A 2,743-nucleotide genomic window follows, 5' to 3' on the forward strand; every position below is an offset into this window, starting at 1 on the left:
GCCCGAACAGCACACTGCCCTGCCCGCCGGCGCCACCGGCACCACCGGTCAGGCCGAGCCCGCCGGTACCGCCGTCACCACCGATGCCATAGATCACGCCGCCCGCGCCACCGGTCCCCCCAGTCCCACCCGTCGAGGATGAGGTCGCGAACCGGTCCGCACCGCCGGCCCCGCCGTTGCCGCCGTGCCCGAACAACAACCCGCCGCGTCCGGCGTCCCCGCCGTGGCCCCCATCGGAGCCGCTGCCGCCAGCACCCCCCGCCCCACCGGTACCGGCCAGCAAGCCCCCGTTGCCGCCGTGCCCGCCGACACCCCCACTCGACGCCGACGCCTGACTCTGCCCGCCCGCACCCCCGGTGCCCCCGGACCCGAACACACCACCGGCGTTACCCCCCACACCACCAGCCCCACCCACACCCGAAGCCGAGGTTCCGCCCACACCCCCGGTGCCACCGGAACCAGCCAGCCACGCATGCCCACCAGCACCACCAGCACCACCAACAGCACCACCGGCGGTAGCTGCGCCCCCGTTACCGCCCGCACCGCCATTGCCGTACAGGAAACCCCCGGTCCCCCCGGCCCCCCCGGCGGCGCCCGCAGCCCCGGTACCCCCCGCACCGCCATTGCCGATCAGTCCGGCCGCCCCGCCGGCCCCGCCCTCACCGCTGAACCCGTTGCCGCCATTGCCCCACAAGATTCCGCCCGCCCCACCGTTGGGGTCAGCCACGGTCCCGTTGGCCCCATTCCCGATCAACGGACGCCCCAACAACACGTCCGTCGGATAATTGATCGCCGAGAGCACATCCTTTTCCACCGCCCCCAACGGCGCAGCGGCCGTCGCCTCAGCCCCCGCATACGCCGACGACCCCGCACCCAACGCCGCCGCGAACCGCTGATGAAACTCCGTCGCCGCCGCCGTCAACGACCCGAACTGGGCCCCGTGCGCACCGAACACCCCCGCCACCGCCGCCGACACCTCATCGCCGCCCGCCGCCGACACCCCCGCAATCGACCCCCCATACCGAGACAACGCCGCCTCGATCTGCGCCGCACCCACCGCCAACTCCGACCCCGACGCAGCCACCCACTCCGGCGCAACAACCATCAACGACATGACCCAGCGTCCTTCCCACCCGAAACCTCCCCCCTCCCACAGCAATCCAGTGACACACCCCACACCAGAAGTGCACTGAGACCACCGTCACAAAGGGAGCCTGCGGGAAAAGACGTTAGTACAGCGACGGCGAAAATGGGAAGAATCCGGCTCACAAATGGGCGAATTTGCCGCGCTGTTCCACCGACGTCCATCCGGTGAGCACCCACACCCTCACCGGCGGCCAACCGTGCGTCGTCGGCACGTGCGACGCCCGCCCCGGCGACACCCCGCCACCTCGGCGCCCTCCCCGCAGTTCACTGCGAGGATTCCTCGCGCCGTCCGGCTGTCTCGATAGCCGCTCAGTACGACACGCAGGCGCTGCGCCGGAATCTGACCATCGCGACGCGCGATACGACGATCATCGCCGCGGCGATGACGCCCACGCTCATTGCCTGACATCGTGTTTCATCACTCTCGGCGTGGGCAGTCAGCAACGAGAAGGAACGAGCCGTCACGCCGCTGTTACGCGCGGAGGTCTTGGACAACGCACGGCGGGTCGGCAAGGTCGACCAGCGCCGGATCCCCCGTTGATAGCACGAGGCCGTGGGCGGCGGCTGTCACGGCGGCGAAGCAGTCACCGAGAGCGATCGCGGCGCGGGCCTTCAGCCGGGCCGCGTCAATCATCCGGGCGGTGCCCGGCAGGTCCGGGACGAGGGCGGCGCGAAGCGCGCTCAGCGTCTCATCGGCCACCCGCCGGCCGTGATCGCGCTCCACTCGGTAGTAGACCTCGACCAGGTTTATCCAGCTGATCACCGGACGCCAACAGAGCAGGCCATTGACCCGGGACAGCGCCGGCTCTTCCCCGTCGAGCCACGCCAGCACCGCCCACGAGTCCAGGCAGACACTCAACGTGGTTCTTGCGCGCGATCTTCGAGCAACCGGGTCGCCATACCGCTGCCCGCGAACCGGCCCCCCAACATGGCCGGCCGCCGCGACGCCCTGAGGACGATCAGCCCATCGCTCAACTCGAAGTCGACCTCATCGCCAGGATGCAGGTTCACCTCATCCCGAAGCCACTTCGGGATGACAACCTGCCCTTTCGCACCCATACGGCCAGTCATACTCGATGGGTATAACCATTTCGGGCTTTTATGCGCCCGCTGGCGTGTTGACTCCTCTCCTGGCCGGTGAGAAGGTCCAGGCACTCGTCCGGCCCGTTCGCTGAGGTGCCGAGACTGCGGTGGCGGCGACGTCGAGGCGAAAAAGGGGCGCTGAGCGCAGTCTCGAAGCCGCCAGCGCAGACTCGACACCGCCGGCGGCGTCCGTAAACAACCTCCGACGAAGTTACGGACGAGACCACTTGGCAAGCGACCAAGCCGACGTGCGAGCGCAGCCAAGATAACGTCGCCGGACTCGTGATGGCTTCCAACGCGATGTGCGCGACGTCCGGGCGCGTTTACCGCCGAGGATGTCGTAGATGGCCGGCCGTGCAATACGACTGGTCCGGTCGCTCGTCGCGCTTCAACCCACGAAAAAAATTGGGTAGGGTGGCAGGGTGCCGGAAAAGTTGATCTGTAGCCCTGTGACCTTGGCTGTTATCGTCGTGTGACCGGCGTGGCGTATGTGAAGGATGTGACCTACGGGCTT

At 68.7% G+C, this 2,743-nt stretch carries 3 protein-coding genes; all 3 read right to left on the reverse strand.

Annotation, left to right across the window (positions count from 1 at the left end):
- Positions 1 to 1,114: PE family protein (locus AC2VON_RS14430; RefSeq protein WP_486953555.1), on the reverse strand; the 1,114-nt coding region annotated here is incomplete at its 3' end.
- Positions 1,115 to 1,618: 504 nt separating this feature from the next.
- Positions 1,619 to 2,005, reverse strand: coding sequence for a PIN domain-containing protein (locus AC2VON_RS14435; RefSeq protein ID WP_486953556.1), 387 nt, complete (start codon positions 2,003 to 2,005; stop codon positions 1,619 to 1,621).
- The gene (locus tag AC2VON_RS14440) at positions 2,002 to 2,217 is read right to left on the reverse strand and encodes an AbrB/MazE/SpoVT family DNA-binding domain-containing protein (RefSeq protein WP_486953557.1); all 216 of its coding nucleotides are present in this window, start codon (positions 2,215 to 2,217) and stop codon (positions 2,002 to 2,004) included. The genes AC2VON_RS14435 and AC2VON_RS14440 overlap by 4 nt, the downstream gene beginning before the upstream one ends.
- Between the last annotated feature and the right edge of the window lie 526 nt (positions 2,218 to 2,743).

The organism is Mycobacterium sp. TH-M82 (assembly GCF_057473605.1).

Excerpts from the sequence above, each read along its gene's own strand:
- AC2VON_RS14440 (WP_486953557.1), bottom strand. The coding sequence starts at position 2,217 with ATGACTGGCCGTATGGGTGCGAAAGGGCAGGTTGTCATCCCGAAGTGG.